19 protein-coding genes, 2 tRNA genes and 1 pseudogene are annotated in these 20332 nt (G+C 45.7%); 19 read left to right on the top strand and 3 right to left on the bottom strand.

The window, feature by feature from the left end:
• Window positions 1–9: 9 nt before the first annotated feature.
• The 3 genes from ACK5NH_RS08355 (at window position 10) to ACK5NH_RS08345 (ending at window position 1935) form a co-directional block, all read left to right on the top strand.
• Window positions 10–1557 carry a TIGR03503 family protein gene (locus ACK5NH_RS08355; protein WP_416919139.1) on the top strand — a complete coding sequence of 516 codons (1548 nt, stop codon included), beginning with the start codon at window positions 10–12 and terminating at the stop codon, window positions 1555–1557.
• Between the two features lie 168 nt (window positions 1558–1725).
• Window positions 1726–1802, top strand: a tRNA-Asp gene (locus tag ACK5NH_RS08350).
• A 56-nt stretch (window positions 1803–1858) separates the two neighbouring features.
• Window positions 1859–1935 (top strand) — tRNA-Asp (locus tag ACK5NH_RS08345).
• A gap of 458 nt (window positions 1936–2393) precedes the next feature.
• On the opposite strand, the gene ACK5NH_RS08340 is transcribed toward ACK5NH_RS08345, so the two are convergent.
• The gene (locus tag ACK5NH_RS08340) at window positions 2394–3287 is read right to left on the bottom strand and encodes a LysR substrate-binding domain-containing protein (RefSeq protein WP_416919137.1); all 894 of its coding nucleotides are present in this window, start codon (window positions 3285–3287) and stop codon (window positions 2394–2396) included.
• Between the two features lie 133 nt (window positions 3288–3420).
• On the opposite strand from ACK5NH_RS08340, the gene ACK5NH_RS08335 reads away from it, so the two are divergent.
• The 3 genes from ACK5NH_RS08335 to ygiD all read left to right on the top strand — a co-directional run bounded on the left by ACK5NH_RS08335 (window position 3421) and on the right by ygiD (window position 5391).
• The gene (locus tag ACK5NH_RS08335) at window positions 3421–4056 is read left to right on the top strand and encodes an NADPH-dependent F420 reductase (protein ID WP_007648406.1); all 636 of its coding nucleotides are present in this window, start codon (window positions 3421–3423) and stop codon (window positions 4054–4056) included.
• Window positions 4057–4082: 26 nt separating this feature from the next.
• Window positions 4083–4505 (top strand): DoxX family protein, encoded by a 423-nt coding sequence (locus tag ACK5NH_RS08330; protein WP_007648404.1) that lies wholly within the window; start codon window positions 4083–4085, stop codon window positions 4503–4505.
• 61 nt (window positions 4506–4566) lie between these two features.
• Window positions 4567–5391, top strand: a complete 825-nt coding sequence (gene ygiD / locus ACK5NH_RS08325; RefSeq protein ID WP_416919135.1) for a 4,5-DOPA dioxygenase extradiol — start codon at window positions 4567–4569, stop codon at window positions 5389–5391.
• A gap of 66 nt (window positions 5392–5457) precedes the next feature.
• Here the strand turns inward: ygiD and ACK5NH_RS08320 are convergent, their stop codons facing one another.
• Window positions 5458–6339 carry a LysR family transcriptional regulator gene (locus ACK5NH_RS08320; RefSeq protein WP_416919134.1) on the bottom strand — a complete coding sequence of 294 codons (882 nt, stop codon included), beginning with the start codon at window positions 6337–6339 and terminating at the stop codon, window positions 5458–5460.
• Window positions 6340–6496: 157 nt separating this feature from the next.
• On the opposite strand from ACK5NH_RS08320, the gene ACK5NH_RS08315 reads away from it, so the two are divergent.
• From ACK5NH_RS08315 to ACK5NH_RS08265, 11 genes are all read left to right on the top strand, one after another.
• Entirely contained in the window at window positions 6497–7078 is a 582-nt protein-coding gene (locus ACK5NH_RS08315) for an NAD(P)H-dependent oxidoreductase (protein WP_416919132.1), read from the top strand.
• 217 nt (window positions 7079–7295) lie between these two features.
• A complete protein-coding gene (locus tag ACK5NH_RS08310; protein ID WP_416919130.1) occupies window positions 7296–8702 on the top strand; it encodes an amidohydrolase family protein in 1407 nt (468 codons plus the stop codon).
• 5 nt (window positions 8703–8707) lie between these two features.
• Window positions 8708–9094 (top strand): DMT family transporter, encoded by a 387-nt coding sequence (locus ACK5NH_RS08305; RefSeq protein WP_416919128.1) that lies wholly within the window; start codon window positions 8708–8710, stop codon window positions 9092–9094.
• A gap of 194 nt (window positions 9095–9288) precedes the next feature.
• Window positions 9289–10161: an SMP-30/gluconolactonase/LRE family protein gene (locus ACK5NH_RS08300; RefSeq protein WP_416919126.1), complete on the top strand. Its 873-nt coding sequence runs from the start codon at window positions 9289–9291 to the stop codon at window positions 10159–10161.
• Window positions 10162–10563: 402 nt separating this feature from the next.
• Window positions 10564–10956: a CopL family metal-binding regulatory protein gene (locus ACK5NH_RS08295; RefSeq protein WP_416919124.1), complete on the top strand. Its 393-nt coding sequence runs from the start codon at window positions 10564–10566 to the stop codon at window positions 10954–10956.
• 121 nt (window positions 10957–11077) lie between these two features.
• Window positions 11078–11590, top strand: a complete 513-nt coding sequence (locus tag ACK5NH_RS08290) for a DUF411 domain-containing protein (protein WP_416919122.1) — start codon at window positions 11078–11080, stop codon at window positions 11588–11590.
• Window positions 11587–13545: a copper resistance system multicopper oxidase gene (locus ACK5NH_RS08285; protein WP_416919120.1), complete on the top strand. Its 1959-nt coding sequence runs from the start codon at window positions 11587–11589 to the stop codon at window positions 13543–13545. The genes ACK5NH_RS08290 and ACK5NH_RS08285 overlap by 4 nt, the downstream gene beginning before the upstream one ends.
• A 10-nt stretch (window positions 13546–13555) precedes the next feature.
• Complete coding sequence (locus ACK5NH_RS08280) at window positions 13556–14269, top strand: copper resistance protein B (protein ID WP_416919118.1); 714 nt, start codon at window positions 13556–13558, stop codon at window positions 14267–14269.
• 54 nt (window positions 14270–14323) lie between these two features.
• On the top strand, window positions 14324–14731 hold the full coding sequence (locus ACK5NH_RS08275; RefSeq protein ID WP_416919116.1) for a copper resistance CopC family protein: 408 nt from the start codon (window positions 14324–14326) through the stop codon (window positions 14729–14731).
• Window positions 14732–14747: 16 nt separating this feature from the next.
• A complete protein-coding gene (locus ACK5NH_RS08270) occupies window positions 14748–15644 on the top strand; it encodes a copper resistance D family protein (RefSeq protein WP_416919114.1) in 897 nt (298 codons plus the stop codon).
• Between the two features lie 38 nt (window positions 15645–15682).
• On the top strand, window positions 15683–16174 hold the full coding sequence (locus ACK5NH_RS08265) for a YybH family protein (protein WP_416919112.1): 492 nt from the start codon (window positions 15683–15685) through the stop codon (window positions 16172–16174).
• Window positions 16175–16520: 346 nt separating this feature from the next.
• Here ACK5NH_RS08265 and ACK5NH_RS08260 read toward each other — a convergent pair whose 3' ends face one another.
• The gene (locus ACK5NH_RS08260) at window positions 16521–16910 is read right to left on the bottom strand and encodes a Cd(II)/Pb(II)-responsive transcriptional regulator (RefSeq protein ID WP_416919110.1); all 390 of its coding nucleotides are present in this window, start codon (window positions 16908–16910) and stop codon (window positions 16521–16523) included.
• A 77-nt stretch (window positions 16911–16987) separates the two neighbouring features.
• Here ACK5NH_RS08260 and ACK5NH_RS08255 point away from each other — a divergent pair, with 77 nt between their 5' ends.
• Entirely contained in the window at window positions 16988–19042 is a 2055-nt protein-coding gene (locus tag ACK5NH_RS08255) for a TonB-dependent receptor plug domain-containing protein (RefSeq protein WP_416919108.1), read from the top strand.
• Window positions 19043–19354: 312 nt separating this feature from the next.
• Window positions 19355–20217 (top strand): annotated as a pseudogene (locus ACK5NH_RS08250) (IS5 family transposase).
• Window positions 20218–20332 lie beyond the last annotated feature (115 nt).

The following is a 20332-nucleotide window of genomic DNA, read 5'->3' as shown; positions in this document are numbered from 1 at the left end:
TTATAGCCTATGACGATGTCGCTGCGAAAATCCCTACTGAATACCACCTTAGTGCTCAGCAGTCTCTGCTTGAGCGCGCCATCGTTTGCGGCTGATGCTGAGTCTGTAGCGGTAAAACCCACAACGCCAGCCACGAATCTGGCGACTCAGGGCAAAGATGCGCAGCCCAGTGACGCAAAACCCAATACTGTTAAAGTCAATGAGGCTAATGCGAGTGCCGATAAACCCGCTGACGCTAAAGTAAGTGCCCAAAAGCAAGCTGATGCGAAACCGAGCACGGACGTTAAGGCAAAACCGCCCAAGCCTGTGACGACTCAAGTGGTGCCAGTGAGTACCGCCTCTGAACTTAAAAATCGATTTCGGGTTGACCATATGGTCAGCAGTATGACGCTGTTGATCCAACGGGAATACGGTTCGGCGCCAGTGGTTATCGTACTGCCCGATGGTAGTAAGTGGTATGCCAATCGTCATCCAGAAACAGTTAAATGGGTCGATGGCATCACCGGGGACATCATTTATATCGAATCGCCTCAACCGGGCCCTTGGCAATTGGTGGGTAAGGTTGTTCCGGGATCGCAACTAAAACGTGTCTCTAAACTGGAGATCGAAGTTCAACGATTGCCGCAACCCTTATTCCAAGGCGAAGAGGCCAAAGTGGTCGCTCAATTGATGGGGGATGCGGAGCGGGTACGTATGCCAGGGCTAGATTATTTAGTCGAGTGGACCGCGCATTTTGTGAGTAAACATCGTACTGGGGATGAGAACTTTGCCGCAGGTGACATTATCGTTGGTTCCTACAAAGATAATGGCGAAAAGTTTGATGAAAGACCCGACGATGGCATGTTTACCAGCGATATCAATCTAAAGCAGCCTTGGGGTGAGTACGACTTTGTGGTGCAGGCACGTAACAACGTGTTTGAGAGACAGGTTTCATTTCCCTTTACCTTATCCCCACGGCCAGTTAATGCCGAAGTGATCACCCCAGAGGATCCCTTAACGGGGCAATGGAAAATCATGTTGCACGCCGATAGCAGTGTACTGCAGTTGGCCGAAACCCATTTCTCCTTCGAGCTTGTTGGGCCTGCAGGTTTACAGCTTCCTCTTGTGCTTCATGGGCTTAAAGAGAGTGACACTGAACTGCCGATACCGCCTGTGACAGAGTTTGGCAGTTACCGAATTAAAGGCACTGTGGCGACAACTACTGTCACTGGTCGTGAAATTGTGCTCGATTTACCCGAACTCTTCTTTAACTTAGTCCAACCACCAGAGCCTCCACCGAGTGAAGAGGAGTTAGCCGCTGTTGCAGCACAAAAGGCCGCTGAAGAAGAAGCCGTCGCAAAACAGGATGCGCTCTTTTGGATCATTAGCATCAATGCCGTGTTATTAGTGCTCGGAGTCGCGGGGCTGATTGTTTGGCGTAAACGGCAGAGTTTAGCGCAGGCGCTAGCCGCCGCTGAGCAGCGTATGTTAGATGAGGCTGAGCAGAATAAGCCAGAGGCCCCATCACTGGATGAAATTGATTTGACCATGCCGGACGAGTCCGACCCACGCAGATAAACTAACCGCCCATTGCAGGGGGGGGTTAGACATGGTTTTGCGGATATTTTGTCCACTTATCATGGGGTTTTGTTAAGTTTGGCGAAATTTTAACTAAACGATGCAATAGAGTGAAAAAAACGGTTGACGCTAGCAAGGCTCGACCGTATTATTCTCCGCAACTTGAGTGGAGCGGTAGTTCAGTTGGTTAGAATACCGGCCTGTCACGCCGGGGGTCGCGGGTTCGAGTCCCGTCCGCTCCGCCAGTCAAGTTATTGAAAGTTAAAATTATAGTGCTCTAGTAGCGGTATAATAAAAGTTTGGAGCGGTAGTTCAGTTGGTTAGAATACCGGCCTGTCACGCCGGGGGTCGCGGGTTCGAGTCCCGTCCGCTCCGCCAACATTCATGAAGCCCATGCTATTTAATAGCATGGGCTTTTTGATTTTTCGACGTTCACTATCCCATTTCTCTCTTCGTGACCAAAGTGTGACCATTTAATGACCTCTGCTTAATTTTAACCTAGGGTCAATTTAACGTTTTGTCACATAACTGCTGTGTTCAGTCTTTACTTCCTTTACTTTCCTAAATACATCAATTCTTAGTTAGGCTTGTCGTGAGTTCAAGACAATATTTAATCTTTACTCGATTGTTCACCGCTGTGTTTCGAAAACGTTACTGATAAACAATCTTGTATTTGCGCTGACATGCCTCATGCCGAGTGTCGACCCAATAAAACGGTTTAAGATTACGCGCCTAGACGACAAAATTCTTGTCATGATATAAAGTACCCACAAAGTCGATTTAAATTTATATTCTAAATCAAATCGTTAAATTAATGTGCCCCTATTTATATACAGTCAACACGACTTATTGCGAAAGTCGTCAATAGCAAAATCAATGAGTGCTCTTACTTTTTTAGGTACAAGGTTATGCGATAAATAGACAGCGTAAAGGGGAGACGTTTTCATTGCATAATCGCTAAGCAGTGGCGTTAACATTTTTGATTCAATTTCTGCCTGCAAAACAAAACTTGGGCATAAGGCTATGCCTCGTCCATTAAGTGCCCATTCTTTTGCTATTCGTGCGCTGTTTACCAACAAGTTTCTGCTTGGTGCAAATGTGTACTCTTCAGCATCTTTGTAAAAAGACCAACGCCTTGCATCTCGTCTATTCGTGTCGACAATGCAAGTATGCATTTTCAAGTCTGCTGGAGTTTCTGGCGCTTTGTTCTTTGAAAGGTAATCGGCACTAGCAACCAATAAGCTGGTTATTTCTCCAAGTTTACGTGCCTTCAACGTTACTATGTCAGGCTCTCCAACTCTAAATGCTAAATCAAAGCCTTCCTTAGCGAGATCGACATGTTCATCACTCAAACGCAGATCAATTGCAAGCTTAGGATGCAGTGTAGAAAAGCGACTTAAAATATCACTGATAAACAGTTCCCCAAATGTCACAGGTGCAGCGATTCTCAAAACGCCTGTTAAGCCTTGAGAATCATCTGATATAGAGCCAAGAAGCTCATCCAATTCATCGAGTATTGCCGGGGCCTTTGCTAGCAACTCTTGTCCGCTGGGCGTAACCCCTACTTTTCGTGTCGTCCTTTGTAGTAGCAGTACACCTAACTTTTCTTCAAGTTGAGCAACATATTTAGACGTTAACCGATTTGAGATACCTAGCTGTTCGGCAGCGTCTGTAAAAGAGCCTGTTTGTGCCGTTGCCACGAATGCTTTAAGCCCATCAATAAGATCCATAGATATCTCGATTAAGAACATTTTGTTGATATTCAATCTACATAATCAACATTGTGTTGTCAAAGATAGAGGTAGATACTTTTTACATGGCAAATGCCAATTAAATTAATTTTTAAATAGTCGGAGAAAAGTCATGAATATCGCAATTATTGGTTCAGGAAATATTGGTTCTGGTTTAGCAAAAACATTTGGTGCAACTTCACATGGTGTCGTCGTTGCATCACGTGATATCGAAGGTGCACGTGGTCTTGCAGAAACATTAATTAAAGAGGGTATTCGCGTTCAAGCGAGTGATATTGCAACAGCAGTGAAGAATGCCGAGATTGTCATGTTAGCCATTCCATACGCTGCCGTAAACGAGTTGGCTTCAGCAGCTGATTTCGGCGGTAAAGTCGTTATTGACGTTACCAACCCTGTTAAAGCGGATTTTTCTGGGATCACAGTAGGTTTTGATTCTTCAGCCGCAGAAGAAATTCAAAAACTAATGCCAAAAGCAAAGGTAGTGAAGGCGTTTAATACTGTTTTTGCTCAAATTTATGACCAAGGTTTAGATTTCAATGGTCGAGCGGTGCCAGCTTTTGTAGCGGCTGATGATGAAGATGCAAAGGGAATCGTCATGAAAGTAGCAAAAGAAGCAGGCTTTGATGCAGTCGACGCTGGTGGGCTTATCAATGCGCGTTACTTAGAGCCTCTTGCATATTTAAATATTCATTTCGGTTACATGGCTGGACAAGGCACTCAGATTGCACCTGCCTGGTTAGCAAGATAATCATAGCCCTGATGGAGGATATAACCATGATTGAATTAAAGACAGCACCCTATGCAGCATTGTTACTTCGAATCGCCACTGGTGTCCTATTTTTGGCTCATGGCTTAACAAAGGTTTTCGTGTTCACTATACCCGGGACCGTTGCTTACTTTGAAAGTCTTGGCTTTCCGGCAATTTTCGCCTATTTGACGATTTTTGCTGAGTTAGGGGGAGGATTGGCTCTTATTTTAGGTGTTGCAACTAGGGCTGTTTCACTCGTTCTGTTGCCTGTATTGCTGGGCGCTGTGTGGGTACATAGTAGCAACGGTTGGATGTTCACTAATCAAGGTGGGGGATGGGAATACCCGCTATTTTGGGCAACAGCACAAGCATCACTCATACTATTGGGCAGTGGTGCGTATGCTCTAAAGCACCCCATGATAAGCAAATTGCTAGGAAAGTATGCATGACTAGGTAGGTGCTGCGTAAGGTAGCACCTCTTTATATTTGTTTAATCAAAGTAGGTACCTAATGAGCCTTACATCTTCTCTTCAAGCGCTAAAATCTCGCTTTAAATTATCTGAAAGAATGCCTACCTTATTTTTGGGGCATGGTAGTCCAATGAACGCAATTGAGCATAATCAATACAGCCAGAGTTGGAAAGACTTAGGACGTTCGCTACCTAAACCTCAGGCAATATTGGTAATTTCAGCCCACTGGATGACAAATGGGACAACGCTTGTTGATGTGTCCGCTGTGCCTAGGACAATTCATGACTTTTATGGATTTCCAGAACAACTTAATAACAAACAATATCCAGCGAATGGGCATCCTAGCTTAGCAAAAGAAGTTGCAGCAATGTTAGCAACTTTCAATGTTAACACCGATGAGAGTTGGGGCCTTGATCATGGAGCTTGGTCTGTTTTGGATTCACTTTTTCCAGATGCGGACGTGCCCGTTTTTCAGCTATCGATAGATTTAACCAAAGATTTGCAATGGCACTTTGACATCGGCAAAGAGCTATCTCAATTACGTGACAGAGGAGTGCTCATTCTAGGTTCTGGCAATATTGTTCATAACTTACGAGCCTTAAGGTTTGATGGCAAAGCACATGATTGGGCAATTGAGTTTGATGATTTCGTAAAACAAAAACTGGACGTAAGAAACTTTAGTCCACTTATCGATACCTACTCAATGGGTCGGCTCATGAACATATCAAATCCGACACTAGAACATTACATTCCAGCCATCACTATTGCTGGTACATCAAATCATAAAGATGAACTTTTCTATACGACTGAAGGCATAGATCTGGGTTCACTGTCTATGCGCTCATTCATTTTTCACAGCGCATAGAATATATCGGGATTAAAAAATGTGGGAGGGAAATAAACTGAAGGATTGCACACTATTGTTGCAATATCAGATCTCGGCTATCCAGTCTGCAAATGCGCGCACGGCGGGAGAAAGGAATCGTTGATGCGGGTAAAGCAAATTTATAGGTACTGAAGGGGGTTGCCAGTCTTTAAGTACCTCGATTAGCCTTCCTTCCTGCAAGTGCTCTGACACAACCCTTTCAGCAAGTTGACCCAGTCCATAGCCCTCTAAACACATTTTGATATACAGCCCCGTTTCATTCACAGCTACTGCACCGCTGACAGGTACGGTGAGGGGATCTGTGCCTCTGACAAAACGCATTTCGTTCGCATGCCTAGTTTGATTTGAGAAGTAGTGGATTGCCTTATGCTCGGATAGTTCTTCAGGTGATTGCGGAACACCGTTTTGCCTAAGATATTCAGGCGATGCACAGGTTACCCAGCGAAACCTGCCCAATGGTCGGGCAACCAGAGTGGAATTATTAAGTTCTCCCAATCTGATCACGCAATCCACACCCTCTTGAACGAGATCGATCTGCCGATCGCTCACACCTATCATCAGGTAGATATCTGGATATCGCGCATGAAATTCTTTTAATTTTGGCATGACAATGAAATGGGCAATCCCACTGGGCATATCAACCCGCAAACGACCTTGTGGTCGTCTAACTGCATCTGTCAGGCTGGCTTCTGCATGCTCGATTAATGAGAGTATTTCCTGACACTGTGCAAGATACTGTAAACCTTCAGGGGTGAGGCTCACCCGTCGAGTGGTCCGGTTCAGCAGGCGCACCTGTAAGTATTTCTCAAGATTTTTAATGGTGCTGGTGACTGTTGATGAGGGCAGTGAAAGCGTTTGCGCCGCGCGCACGAAACTTTCAGCTTCAGCAACCCGCATAAAGATTTGCATAGCCTGAATACGATCCATTGTCCTTCTACCTAGCCGATAAATCTGCTTAATATCATTATTAGTAGATTATGAATTATGAAAACACTTTAAGCATCTTTTTCGCGTCAATAGCGTGATGTACTGTTTTGCTGACGATTAAGCAATCAACAATGATCCCGTTAGAGGCAGTAAAGTTATGAGTAACATTCTTATTATCAATGGTGCCAAACGTTTTGAATTTGCCAAAGGAGAGTTAAACACGCTCTATGTCAACACAGCACGAGAGGTTTTAACCAAGCTTGGGCATACAGTATCGGTTACAAACGCTGACAGTGATTTTGATCCTAATAGCGAGATAGCAAAAATCCTTAACAGCGATGTATTGATTTATCAGATGCCAGGATGGTGGATGGGTGAACCATGGACAGTAAAAAAATGGATCGATGAGGTGTTCACCGCAGGTCATGGTGCACTGTACGAAAGTGATGGTCGTACACGCGCGGATGCGTCCAAAAAATATGGTTCAGGCGGCCTTCTTCAGGATAAAAAATACATGCTCTCTCTGACATGGAATGCACCCTTAGAAGCATTTAATGATCCGGAACAATTCTTTGAAGGTCAGGGCGTAGACGGAGTATACCTACATTTTCATAAAGCCAATCAGTTTTTGGGGATGGAAGCGCTGACCACCTTTATCACAAATGATGTGGTCAAAGCGCCGGACGTAGAAAATGAAACCAAGCGTTTCAGCGACCATCTTATGACTATCTTTTCTTAAGTCGTACTAGAAGAAAACCATGCTGTCTGCATCCGTATTAAAACGCTATTTATCAAGGTTTCTAGTGCCTTGCAGGGTACCTAGCCAAGGTGTGGCAACAAGTGCGAGCTCATTTCATTATTCGAAAATTATGAATAGTAAAAACACTTTAAGTGTCTTTTTCACATTAATGCAGTGGCGTACCTTTATTGCTATTGATTAAGTACGAGGTGTTGATATGACCGATTACGTAAGAAACATTGTAAAGAATCAGAATGAAAATCTCTCTGCCATCCTAATTCGCGGGGCGACGATACTGAGCATGGATGAGAGCGTAGGTAACATTGAACGCGGAGATATTCTTATCCGTGGGTCAACCATTGCCGCCGTGGGTCAGAACCTGGATGCACCGGGTGCCCATGTGATTGATGCCACCAACATGATTGCCATGCCGGGGATGGTGGATTCTCATCGCCACGCATGGGAAGGGCAACTGCGCCGCATCAACCCCAATGCCACCTGTCTGGACGACTACAGCAACGCCACCCACTTCTCGTTCGCCAAATACTATCGCCCTGCCGATATCTATATCGGCAACCTGCTGACGGCCCTGGGAGCTATGGACGCAGGTATCACCACCGTCATCGACAACTCCCATAACAGCCGCACCGCAGCCCATTCAGATGCTGCCGTCGAGGCGCTGCTGGATGCGGGTATTCGCGCCATTCATGCCTCCGGCGCACCGGTATCCGGGGAATGGGACAAGGCCCACTGGCCGGGTAACTGGCAACGCCTGCAGGAAAAGTATTTCAACAACAACCCTGACAGCCTTGTATCTCTTGCGGTCATGGCCCAGCTGGAACCTGAGCTGTGGGCCGAGGCCCGCAGGTTGGGGCTGCCGATCGTCACCGAATTCTTTGGCTCTCTGATGGCATCTGAACTGGAGTCGCTGCATCGGCAGGGGCTGCTGGGCCCGGACAATATTTTCAATCACTGCACGGCGCTGCCTGATGCAGGATGGAAGATCCTGCGGGAAGCGGGCGTGCGGGTAAACGTCTGCCCGCGCTCCGATGCGCACTACGGCATCGAAGACGGCATGTTTGCCATTCAGGCAGCGCACCGCCATGGCATCAACCCCGGCCTCAGCGTCGACAATGAAACCTCTTACAGCACTGACATGTTTATGGAAATGCGCGTGGCCTTTTACCTTCAGCGGGTGATGGGCATGCACCAGCAGCACAGCTGCGATTGCGCAGATTCCCTGACAACGCTTCCGGCGGCGCAGCTGCTCAAAGCGGCAACCGTCGATGGTGCGGCCTGCGCAGGGTTGCAGGACAAGATTGGCAGCCTGACACCTGGCAAACAGGCCGACCTGATCCTGATAAACGCCGGCGACATCAACCTCTACCCGTCCGGCAATGCCTTTGGCACTGTGGTGCATGCGACAGAGCGCAGCAACATTGATACCGTCATGATTGGCGGGCGCATCGTCAAGCAGGGCGGCAAGGTGCTGGGCGTGGACAGCACGCGTCTTCGCGCCGCCATCGATGAATCGCGAGAGCATCTGTTTGCCGCCGCCGGATATGAGCCTGACATGTTTGCTGACGCCTTCCTGCCGCTGGCACAGGCGCACTCACAGGAATGAAACCCATGAGCACGATATATTACCTGATCGCCTTCGCCGCAGGTCTGGGGATCACGCTGCAGACGACCTTGAATAGCCAGCTGGCACGAGGATTGGGGGGCGACTCAGTCACCGCCGCGCTGTTTTCCTTCGCTGCAGGGGCATTTAGCCTCGGGATATACTCGCTGCTGCGCGGGGGATTATTCACCTCGCTCGCGGCCATTCCATCGCAACCGCTGTGGAGTCTGGCGGGCGGCCTGATCGGGGCCTGTGCGCTGTTTAGCTATGTCGTGCTCGCACCAAAAATCGGTTTTTCAGCCCTGCTCGGACTGGCGATTGTCGGGCAGTTACTACCATCACAAATGATCGACCATTTTGGTCTATTGGGTGCCATCAAGCGGCCAGTATCATGACTGAAGCTGGGTGGAACGTTTGTCATGCTTGCCGGACTCGTCATCATGCTGTTTGGTGAGAAGTTATCTGAGCGCTTTCTGCACTGACAAAGCAGAATTCTGATCCCTTATCTTTACGGACGTCTGCCCCAGGGTGACGTCCTTAAGCATTTCTTAAAAGCGCAACGCGTACTTTCATCCCCCGGAGGATTAAGATGTTTTCAATTGCAGCAGATGTCAGGAATACGCTGGGAGAGTGCCCCTTGTGGTGCGAAGAAACACGCAGGTTGTACTGGACGGACATTGAAGGCAGCGAACTGCTCGCCTTTGAGGAAGACAATGACGTCCTGATGCGCTGGTCTCTGCCTGAACGCCTCGGATCATTCGCACTCACCGAAAAGCCAGGGGGGCTGCTGATGGGGCTGGCATCTCGTCTCGGATTCTATGATCTGGATACTCGCATTTTTACCGAAGTGGCGTCCTCACCAGGGGGCACCGGAACACGAATAGGTGATGGCCGCTGCGACCGATCAGGCAATTTTGTCTTTGGCACTATGGATGACGGCGACTCAGTACAAACCATCGGCCAATTTCACCGTCTTAATGCCGCCTCGTTGGAAGTTGAGACGCTGGCACTGCCCGAAGTGTCTATCCCTAACAGTATCTGTTTCAGCCCAGATGGTGGCACTATGTATTACTGCGATTCGATGCAAGGGCGTATTTGCTGCTGCGATTATCCTTCTTTGGGCAATCAACGCATTTTTGTCGCGCTTGAAGGAGAGGGTGCACCGGATGGATCTTGCATTGATGCCAAGGGCTACTTATGGAATGCTGAATGGGGTGGTAGTCGAATTGTGCGCTATAGTCCAACAGGAAAGACTGACTGCAGTCTGTTTTCTGCTGCTACTCAGATGACCTGTCCAGTTATCGGGGGGTCTGGGTTAAATACTCTCTATTGCACTAGTGCACGCACAGGGCTTTCTGTGCCGACAGTCGATGACGGTGCACTGTGGAAAGCGACATCAGAAGTATTTATCGGGTTAAAGGAAAGTCTTTTTCTTCAAAAGTTTATAGTAGAAGACTATTAAATACTCATCCTAAGTAATAAAGCATAATACTAGAATGGCGGTTAGCTGAACCGCCATTTCAATTCCTAAGATTCCCCATTCTGATTCAGTTAAGTGAGTAGGGGGACTGATAGGTCATTGCATTGACCAAATTTTAGTAATGCAAAAAAGTGACTGCTGTAGTAACTGCGATTCAATATGATGACAGCTAAAAACTAACGTAGTGAGAGTAGATTGTTAGAGAATCATGTTAGTGCATGTTTTTTAGTGAAATTCAATAATATTTATTTCTAATATATCAAAATGTTATGTGCTTTTTGTCTGTTTGGTTAACCACATCTATGGCGAGGTTGGTATAAAAGTGTTGAGAAAAAATTGTCTTTTGGTTTAAGCTTTAATGACGTGTTGGGTTGGAGTTCTACATTGAGTATCAGACAATTAATCATAGTGTGCGTGCTACTGACGTTTGTTGGTCAGGCATTTGCGTCTGTGATTTTGCCGTGCCCAATGGAGATGAAAACCGTCCACACAGCTGATGGTACAAAAACATCACAGGCTTCGCAGCAGAAAAATACTTGCCATCATTCAACTATTACAAACAAGGACATGGGTAAGGATGTGACTGACAAGAGTCATTCAGACTGTTGTGATAGTCAGTGTAGCTGCCCCATGGGATCCTGCTTGTCTGTCGCATTAACGATGAAACAACTTGAGTTGGAAGGAAATATTCAAGCCACAGAATTTACTCAAATCCTAGTGGTGAGCGTGTTACCACAATATAAATCTTCCCTGTACCGCCCTCCCATATACGCCTAATTTAGGCACAGTTACGCCTATTTTTTGGCGACTGTCCTAAACAATCAAATCATTTTTACTTTTATAAATTAATCAATTTTGCTTTAGGTCATTGATTTATTTATTTTGATTTGGAGGCAGTATGCCCTTTTTTAAACACACTTATTTGCCTAAACAGCTAAAAATAGCCGTAATTTTTGGCTTAACTATTTTTGGCAATAGCCCATACGCCATTGCCAATGGGGCACAAGCACCCGTAATCTTTGATGTTTATAAAAATCCTAACTGTGGCTGTTGCGAAAAATGGCTGACATATATCAATCAACGAGGGTTTATCACCCATAGCCATAATGTCGAAAACCTGTTTTCACTAAAACAGGAAAAGGGTATTCCAACTGCATATCAATCTTGCCATACCGCCATTTCCAGCGAGGGCTATGTATTTGAAGGTCATATTCCGGCTAAATACATACAAGAATTTCTCACAAAACGTTCTCCAAACGCTGTAGGCCTCAGTGTTCCGGCCATGCCCGTAGGTAGTCCGGGGATGGAATATCAAGACAAGTTTCGTCCATACCAAGTGCTATTGCTAAAAGTTGATGGTACCACAGAAGTCTTCGCCCAAGTGAATAGCCTTGAGGAGTCATTACGATGAAAATCCCTATGTTAACCACTCGGATGCAACAGAGCCCAACAGAGTTAGATAAAAACGGTCGCCGTCAATTTGTATTTGGGGCTTCTGCGATGTTCGCAATGGCGAGTATTCCTTTTCCCAAAAATGTGTTCGCCAATACGCAGAGTCAGTCTGTGACTCAATTGTCGGGTAAGGTATTTGATCTCAGTATTGATTATATGATGGTCAATTTCACTGGTACGCCAGCACGCGCTACTGTTGTCAATCAGCGACTGCCTGCGCCGTTATTGCGCTGGAAGGAAGGTGAAATTGTCACGCTAAGGGTAAAAAATAACCTCGACAATGACAGTTCCATTCACTGGCATGGGATTATTTTACCCACCAACATGGATGGTGTGCCTGGTTTTAGTTTTAATGGAATTAAACCCGGTGAAACCTTCGAGTATCAATTCAAACTGCAACAAAGCGGAACCTATTGGTACCACAGTCATTCGGGTTATCAAGAACAGACAGGCCTATTTGGTGCCATCATTATCGACCCTGCAGAGGCCGACCCTGTGATATTCGACCGAGAATATGTGGTGATGCTGTCGGATTGGTCAGATTCAGCCCCAGAAACCATTTACGCCAAATTGAAGAAACAGTCGGATTATTACAATTTCCGTGAGCGTACTGTATCAGATCTTTTTTCTGATATTGCCAATAACGGCTTAGCCAATACATGGAATGCTCGCGCTATGTGGAACAACGCTCGGATGAGCGATCGCGATATCTCCGATGTTACAGGGTCGACGTATACCTATTTAATGAACGGCAATCCGCCAGCTCAAGGTTGGCAAGCTATCTTCAAACAAGGTGAAAAAATTCGATTGCGCTTTATTAACAGCGCCGCCATGACCATATTCGATGTGCGAATTCCAGGTCTAAAAATGACAGTCGTGGCAAGTGATGGCCAGAACATTCAGCCCGTCGCCGTTGATGAGTTCCGCATTGGCGTTGCAGAAACCTATGACGTTATTGTTGAGCCAGAGATGGGAAATGCCTACTGCATTTTTGCACAAAGTATCGATAGAACAGGTTTCACTGTAGGTAATCTCACCTCTGATCCTCATTTACATGCAGAAGTGCCCAAAATGGATCCCGTACCTTTGCTTGGCCATAGTGATATGGGAATGAGCATGGAAGGTATGGACCATGGTGCTATGGATCATAGCCAAATGGATATGAGTGCCAGTGATATGCAGGGCATGGATCACAGCCAAATGGATATGAGCGCCGATGATATGCAGGGCATGGATCATAGCCAAATGGATATGAGTGCCGGTGATATGCAAGGCATGGATCATAGCCAAATGGATATGAGTGCCGGTGAGATACAGGGCATGGACCACAGTAAAATGCAGGTGAGCAAATCCGCTTTAGGATTAGCTGGCTTTGGCAGTAATAATGAGATTAAGCATTTAGATACCGAGTTCGGTCCGCAGGTTGACATGCGAGCGGATGCTCCCAAAAACGGATTGCACGATCCTGGTATCGGCTTGAGAGAGCATAAAGAGAAGTTTAATCGAAAAGTGCTCACTTATGCGGATATAAAAGGCTTACATCCTACCTATGACAAACGACAACCCAGCCGAGAAATCCAATTACACCTGACGGGTAACATGAATCGCTATATGTGGTCGATGAATGGCGTGAAATTCATGGATGCGGAGCCCTTGGTTTTTGAATACGGCGAGCGACTGCGTATCACGCTAGTCAATGACACTATGATGACTCATCCCATGCATCTGCATGGCATGTGGAGCGAGCTTGAAACTGGTGACCCCGATTTTATTCCACGCAAACACACAGTACTGGTGCAACCTGGTTCAAAAATCAGTTACTTAGTCACGGCGGATGCCATCGGACAATGGGCGTATCACTGTCACTTACTGTTCCACATGCCAGGCATGTTCCGCAAAGTCGTGGTCAAATAAGGGGGAGAATATGAAGCATACTAATCGATTGGTACTCCGTCTGATTGCGATAACTCTTCCTCTCATGAGCGGGCTCGCTATGGCTGGCGGGGAGGATGACCCACTGCTAACGAAAGTTATGATTGATGAGCTTGAGCGTGGTCTCGATTCTGCGGATCCAACTCGCTTTAGTGGACAAGCTTGGATTGGACATGATCTGAATAAGCTGTGGCTGAAAACAGAAGGTGAATATCAAAATAGCGATGAACAAGACGTAGAACTACAGGCGCTCTACAGCCGCGCCATTGCGCCTTATTGGGATCTACAAATAGGTTTAAAAACAGATATTAAACCTTCGCCATCGCGTAACTGGGCAGTGCTGGGTATACAAGGTTTATCACCCTATTTTTTTGAGGTGGATACCGCATTATTCATTGGTGATGCAGGGCGCACTGCGATTCGCTTGAGTGCTGAATATGAACTGCTCATTAGCCAGAAGTTAATCTTAACTCCTGAGGTTGAAATTAACCTTTATGGCCAAAATGATGCCGAGCTCTCTATCGGTGCAGGCATATCGAATATCAGTACTGGTTTAAGACTGCGGTACGAATTCATTCGAGAGTTTGCCCCCTATGTTGGCATTGAATGGAGTAAAAAATTTGGTAATACGGCCGATTTTGCGCGTGATAAAGGCGAAGACAGTCAGGAAACACAATTGGTTGTCGGCGTAAAAGCTTGGTTTTAACGATAAATAAAGCAAGTCATTCATTTAACTATACAAAACAAAGAGGTTCATAAAATGAAACTAATCAACACAGTGTTATTAATAACAGGCTTAACATTAAGCGGCTCAGTATTGGCGCATGTTGGGTTAAGCAGCTCAACACCGGCAAAAGGCGCCATGTTAATGGCTCCCCCGAGTAAGCTTGAACTGGCATTTTCGGCCCCCATTCGCTTAGTTAAACTCTCGTTAAAGGATGCGAGTAACCAAGAAATAGCCTTAATGCTACCGTCATCGACACAAAGTCAGGCACAGTATTCGTTGGATTTACCTGTATTAGCTGCATCTAACTACACTGTCAGCTGGGTCGCTATGGGTGATGATGGCCATAAAATGAAAGGTCAATTTGAATTTATGGTCCACGGTAGCACAGCTATGAGTGAGGTCATGCAAGATATGCCTGTAGTACGGATGAATCGTCATTAATTTGGGTAATTAAGTCATGATATTAACCGAATTTGACTTAATGGCACTGATCTCTAAATGGGCTATTTATGTGAGTTTCGCCAGCCTGATTGGCGGCACATTGATGCTTGGCCTTCTGAGAGATCAGCATAGCGAAGCCGTTGCCATACGGCGCTATATTTTTATTGGAACGTGCTTAGGTGTCATTGCGGTTGTAATCAATTTCTTTGCGCAAGTGGGAGCGTTCGCCGAGAGTGGTTTTGCTGGCATGTTTGATACTCAAATGCGACAGTTTTTATGGTCTAGCCCCATCGGCGAATCGGTTACTTGGCGCATTATCGGATTTAGCATTGTGCTGATTGCATGCGGGAGTGTACTTGGTCCAGTTAATGCCTTAAGGCGTGTCGCTTGGATCGGGCTCTTAGTTGGCGGATTGATATTAGCGACATCCTTTAGCCTACTAGGCCACAGCGCTGAGCTTAATCGATTCGCCCAAGGCATGTTGTTGTTACATGTTTTGGCAATTGGCTCTTGGGTAGGATCATTTTATCCATTATGGCGTTTATGTGCGCATGCCGATCTCACCTTGATACGCCATGTGATGGATAAGTTTGGCCAGTTGGGTATTGGCATCGTCATTCTTGTGTCGGGTTCCGGCGGAGCTTTACTGTGGCAATTATTTGATAAACCCGCAGAGTTTTTCAGCAGTAACTACGGCCTTGCCATAAGTCTTAAGCTGAGTTTTTTCTGCATTATTTTACTTATCGCGGCGTTACATAAATTTATCCTCGTCCCTAGGTTAAAGATTGCAAATACGCAAATAGCACTACGCAAACTCAAGCTCTCAATTGCCATCGAAGGCTTAGTTGCGTTATTCATCTTGACCATTACCGCTGTGCTTTCCAGTGTTTTCGGGCCAGAGAGTCTCAGCTAAATACTAAAAACTAATCAATACACTAAGAGGAGTACACATTGAAACCAAGAAAAGTAGTGACCTTGTTAACCGGACTAAGCTTGTTGTTTTCAGCAGGTCAAAGCTCGTTACTATTCGCGCATGGTGATGAAAAACATACTACCGAACCTACAGCGTTTATTGGTATGGAGACGGCTCCTGCAAAACGAGTCCAACAATTTCATCAAGCATTGAAGGCGGGTGATGAAGCCATAGTGAAGCAACTCTTAGCTGAGGATGTGCTGATTTATGAAGGGGGTAACGCCGAGCGTTCACTCGCCGATTATGCCAGCCACCACATGGGGGCTGACATGGCATATTTAAAAAATCTCACCATTACACTTAAGGAACAACAAGTGAAAGTGGTGGGGGATATCGCTATTTCGACTGCGATTAGCCATGCCACCGGCGAGTATAAAAGTAAGCAGATTGATTCGACGGCAATGGAAACCATAGTGCTGTCTAAACAGCATGATGGTAGCTGGAAGATTATTCATATCCATTGGTCATAACATCGTTATCTGCTTAACCCTTTATTCAGTTTGCGTTTATTCAGTACCTAATCACAAAATGAGCACGGGTAAACGCAAGCTGAATGCATTTGTATCACACTATAAATGTATGGATAGGAGTATCGTAATGCGTTTTTACGTTTTATTTGATGCAATTGGATTGGGATAAAACCGAGTTAGATTTTTAGCTCTAATCTGTGAATTTCGGATTAAATTTCTATGTACTAATTCCTGCCTAATGTTGTGTCCCTATGGGTTGTTACAGACTCAGAATTCAGCACCTGGTGGTGTGATCTTGTTGCCCAAATTTTCGTATGTTGCAGAGTACTAAAGTTAAGTAGTTGATTTAGTCTTTATGTTTCAATCTCCTAAGAATACAACATTCGCTGACTTGGTGGTTATCGCATGAGACTAAGGATGAGAGTGATGTTTCAAGCTTTGCTAACTCCCGTTGAGTTTGACGAATATGCTCGAGTTGCTCGGCAATGATGTCATCGACCACTGCGCAGGAATGATGTGGATATTGTTGGACTTCAACCAAGCGACGAATATCACTCAGAGCAATATTTAGCGCGCGGCAGCGGCGAATAAAAATCAGTGTCTCTACATCATTCTGAGTGTAGTAGCGGTAACCATTTGCCATCCTCTTAGGGGAGGGTAGTAATCCTTCCTGCTCATAAAAGCGAATTGTTTTTACTGGGACTTGTGAAGCTAATGCCAGTTCACTGATTTTCAACTTGACCCTCCAGCTACTGTAACCTTTAGCCTTGCATCGTAACACTTACTCATTATTTAAAGCTATAGGATTGACCAATGTATCCCTTATCACCTTTAGCACTACTGATATTAACCATGGGCACCATAGCAGCCTGTGGGGCACAGGCCAATACAAGTAACCAGCTTACAGACGTCTCTCAAACCGAAGCTGAGACAACTAATCTGCATGAACATGATGATCATGAGCCACAGAACGATGAACACACAGATGAACATGATGAAAGCATGGAGCGAATTTTGGTTCAATCTACTCGTCTTGGAAGGATTGTTGACGACCAGCCAATAAGGGTTGAAGTCGTCACTAGTGAGGAAATCGAAGAAAAAGCCGCTATGCGTCCTGGTAATATTTCTATGTTATTGGCTGAAACCGGCGGGGTTAGAGTGCAGACGACATCACCCGCTCTTGGCAGTGCCAATGTACGGTTACAGGGGCTGTATGGACGTTATACTCAACTATTAGCTGATGGCTTACCTCTTTATGGTAATCAAGCTTCATCACTCGGCTTACTTCAAATTCCTCCTACGGATTTAGGCCAAGTTGAGGTGATTAAGGGCTCGGCTTCCTCCCTCTATGGTGGCTCGGCCTTGGGTGGGGTTATTAATTTGGTATCTAGACGGCCTGGTGACGAATTTGCTGGCGAGACGCTTATAAATCTAACATCTAAAAGTGGCCAAGACTTTACCGGTTACGCCGAATCTCCACTCAGTGAGAACGTCAAAGGCTCGATTACCGCGGGAGCCCATTATCAGAGTATCGAAGATGTAGATGACGATGGCTGGGCCGATCTGCCCGAATATGAACGTTATACCTTAAGACCAAGATTGTTCCTCGAGGGAGAAAACGGTGACAATCTTTATGTTACCGCCGGCTACATGACAGAAAACCGCCGAGGCGGGACGCTAAACGGACATACGGTTGCGGACGGTAATCCCTTTGTTGAAACTCAGAATTCCGAGCGTGTGGATGGTGGACTAGTCTACAATCGACCAGTGGCTGATACCTTGACTTTCAACACCCGTGCTTCCGCCATGGTGCAAGAACATTTCCACGCTTATGGCAGTGATAACGACAATGACAGACATGGCAATTACCTGATGGAAGCGAGTCTATCTGGTTACCGTGATAATTTGGATTGGGTCATTGGTGCAGCGTATCAATCTGAAACCTACAGTTCAGATAATTATGCTGAATTTGATTATTCCTTTAATGTGCCAGGGCTCTTTGCCCTTGTTGACTATAACTTGACCGAAGACTTAATCGCCTCTGTCAGTGCCCGTATGGATGACCATAGCCAGTACGGTAGTGAGCTGAGCCCCCGAATTTCGCTCTTATATCGAGCCGATGACTTCACCGTGCGTGGCTCATATGGCCGAGGTTATTATGCACCCACCCCATTTGTGGAAGAAATCGAAGCAGCAGGTTTATCAAGACTCGAACCTCTTGGGGAACTCAAAGCAGAAACCGCCAAAACAGCTTCACTGGATTTTACTTACCGCTTCGAAGATTTAGAAACGAGCTTAACCCTGTTCGGTTCGGATATTAGCAATGTTACCGAACTTGAAGAATTCACCGTGGGAAATAATGAGACTCCTAACCGAGTCCGTTTAGTTAATGCCGAGGGGGAGAGCCGGATCCGCGGCTCTGAAATGCTATTGCGATACTACTTTGGCGATCTTAAGCTGACGGCAAGTTATCTCTATCTTGACGCCACTGAATCCAGTCAAGATAACACGACACGTCGAGCGATTGCGTTAACGCCAAAACATTCTGCAGGATTTGTCGCTATGTGGGAGCAACACGGAAACTTTAGGGCAGGGTTTGAGGCCTATTACACAGGTATTCAGCGCCTAAATGACAATCCTTATCTGTCCGAATCTGAGCCTTACTGGCACTTAGGCCTGATGGGAGAAATGACATTTGGCCGCTACAGTTGGTTTGTCAATCTGGAGAACTTGTTAAATATCAAACAGAGCGATACCCATCCATTGCTATTGCCTGAAAGGAGTCCGGCAGGACAATGGACTACCGATATCTGGTCCCGAAATGATGGGTTTATTGCTAACGCAGGGGTCAGGATCAAATTTGGATAAGTCCGTATGTCTAGGTTTGCTTGCCGGTATTTGGAGCAAACCTAGGGATTAACTTATCTATACCATATATTGAGTCAAAGCAATCCAAAACACACAGTGCTGCTTTTCTGGTGGGACTTCATCATTCTATAGTCATACTCATTTTAGGCTTAATATAGATATTTAAATCAGAACTTACATTATTAGAGCGGCTTTGTTTCCTAAATCGGTTGAACTAATTTGGAAGACGATCAGATCGGTATCATTTACCGACCCACCGTGCCTAAACCCCGCCATAAAACAACTAATAGGAAACAATAGAACTAAGCCTTAATCAACCGTAGTTCAATTACCCTCTAGATTTATGCAAAAGCCATTGCTAACTGACAAGCTAAACAGAACAAGGCAAGCAAAGTCGTCCACGATTGTTTAGTGAGCAGTCCAACCAGCGCGCTCATGGTTAAGCGTATTTTCGCCATGCCCTGTGAGCGTTACAAGGATTTATTAATTCAGTATTTCAGCTGGCTTAGGTGCCACTTGTCTGCCCGCATTACACTTGTATCAGTAAACGAGCGAAGACAGTTAAAATTGCCTTCAAAACCCAAACCCGTGTTGCTATTGCCCACTTAGCGATGATGCTACAGGACTTAAAGTCTATGGCGAAGGTGAATGGAAAGTGAAGAAGCATGGTACAGACGGTAAACGCCGGGTTTGGCGTAAACTGCATATCGCCGTTGATACCCACTCACACGATATTATTGCAGCAGAGTTCAGTTCATCTAATGTCACTGACGCTGAAGTGTTACCCAATTTACACAAACAAACCCAGCGAAACTCCATACTATTTCAGGTGATAGTGCCTATGACCCCCGTGAGTGCCACGAAGCTATCCTGCGTAAACGTGCATTTACCTTGATCCCGCCCCGTGAAGACGCCACATACTGGGCACAAGGACATCCGTGTAATCCCGCAGTGAGTTTTCAGAAGCTTTATGGTTCCAATAAGAAATGGAAACAGCGCTATGGTTATCATCGTAGCTCAATCTCAGAAACTGCTATGTACAGAATAAAGCAGCTGCTGGGTGGTAGTTTGAGTATGAGAAATGACTACACTCAGGTGAGGAAACTTACGCCATGCTCAAGGCGCTGAATAAACTTACTGAGCTAGGTATGCCTGAAAATCATTATATCGTGTGATATTTAAACGATTAAAAGATTTTTGTGCTGTATTCGATTTTGGAAACAAAGCCTTTAATACCTTCCTTGTGCCTAAGGTATTGTTTCTTTTTATCCCACTATTTCTACTGAAAGC

This window comes from Shewanella sp., from assembly GCF_047975355.1.
Taxonomy (GTDB): Bacteria; Pseudomonadota; Gammaproteobacteria; order Enterobacterales; family Shewanellaceae; genus Shewanella.
The sequence above is the reverse complement of the archived record's forward strand: the minus strand, read 5'-3'. Positions and strand labels throughout refer to the sequence as shown.

What these genes read in the sequence shown, in the direction of transcription:
- ACK5NH_RS08355 (WP_416919139.1), top strand. Translation starts at nt 10, where the DNA reads ATGACGATGTCGCTGCGAAAATCCCTACTGAATACCACCTTAGTGCTC.
- ACK5NH_RS08340 (WP_416919137.1), bottom strand. Translation starts at nt 3,287, where the DNA reads ATGGATCTTATTGATGGGCTTAAAGCATTCGTGGCAACGGCACAAACA.
- ACK5NH_RS08335 (WP_007648406.1), top strand. Translation starts at nt 3,421, where the DNA reads ATGAATATCGCAATTATTGGTTCAGGAAATATTGGTTCTGGTTTAGCA.
- ACK5NH_RS08330 (WP_007648404.1), top strand. Translation starts at nt 4,083, where the DNA reads ATGATTGAATTAAAGACAGCACCCTATGCAGCATTGTTACTTCGAATC.
- ygiD (WP_416919135.1), top strand. Translation starts at nt 4,567, where the DNA reads ATGAGCCTTACATCTTCTCTTCAAGCGCTAAAATCTCGCTTTAAATTA.
- ACK5NH_RS08320 (WP_416919134.1), bottom strand. Translation starts at nt 6,339, where the DNA reads ATGGATCGTATTCAGGCTATGCAAATCTTTATGCGGGTTGCTGAAGCT.
- ACK5NH_RS08315 (WP_416919132.1), top strand. Translation starts at nt 6,497, where the DNA reads ATGAGTAACATTCTTATTATCAATGGTGCCAAACGTTTTGAATTTGCC.
- ACK5NH_RS08310 (WP_416919130.1), top strand. Translation starts at nt 7,296, where the DNA reads ATGACCGATTACGTAAGAAACATTGTAAAGAATCAGAATGAAAATCTC.
- ACK5NH_RS08305 (WP_416919128.1), top strand. Translation starts at nt 8,708, where the DNA reads ATGAGCACGATATATTACCTGATCGCCTTCGCCGCAGGTCTGGGGATC.
- ACK5NH_RS08300 (WP_416919126.1), top strand. Translation starts at nt 9,289, where the DNA reads ATGTTTTCAATTGCAGCAGATGTCAGGAATACGCTGGGAGAGTGCCCC.
- ACK5NH_RS08290 (WP_416919122.1), top strand. Translation starts at nt 11,078, where the DNA reads ATGCCCTTTTTTAAACACACTTATTTGCCTAAACAGCTAAAAATAGCC.
- ACK5NH_RS08285 (WP_416919120.1), top strand. Translation starts at nt 11,587, where the DNA reads ATGAAAATCCCTATGTTAACCACTCGGATGCAACAGAGCCCAACAGAG.
- ACK5NH_RS08280 (WP_416919118.1), top strand. Translation starts at nt 13,556, where the DNA reads ATGAAGCATACTAATCGATTGGTACTCCGTCTGATTGCGATAACTCTT.
- ACK5NH_RS08275 (WP_416919116.1), top strand. Translation starts at nt 14,324, where the DNA reads ATGAAACTAATCAACACAGTGTTATTAATAACAGGCTTAACATTAAGC.
- ACK5NH_RS08270 (WP_416919114.1), top strand. Translation starts at nt 14,748, where the DNA reads ATGATATTAACCGAATTTGACTTAATGGCACTGATCTCTAAATGGGCT.
- ACK5NH_RS08255 (WP_416919108.1), top strand. Translation starts at nt 16,988, where the DNA reads ATGTATCCCTTATCACCTTTAGCACTACTGATATTAACCATGGGCACC.